Raw genomic sequence first — 327 nt, forward strand, 5'->3', positions numbered from 1 at the left:
GTATGGGAGAGGATGGTAGAATTCCAGGTGTAGCGGTGAAATGCGTAGAGATCTGGAGGAATACCGATGGCGAAGGCAGCCATCTGGCCTAATACTGACGCTGAGGTACGAAAGCATGGGGAGCAAACAGGATTAGATACCCTGGTAGTCCATGCCGTAAACGATGTCTACTAGCCGTTGGGGCCTTTGAGGCTTTAGTGGCGCAGCTAACGCGATAAGTAGACCGCCTGGGGAGTACGGTCGCAAGACTAAAACTCAAATGAATTGACGGGGGCCCGCACAAGCGGTGGAGCATGTGGTTTAATTCGATGCAACGCGAAGAACCTT

Annotated in this window: 1 rRNA gene; it reads left to right on the forward strand. The window is 52.3% G+C overall.

The annotated features are described in order from the left end of the window. A 16S ribosomal RNA gene (locus C3945_RS11790) occupies window positions 1–327 on the forward strand; the annotation flags it as partial.

Origin of the sequence: Alkalibacterium sp. MB6 (assembly GCF_009935905.1) — a bacterium.
In the GTDB taxonomy this organism is placed as follows: Bacteria; Bacillota; Bacilli; order Lactobacillales; family Carnobacteriaceae_A; genus Alkalibacterium.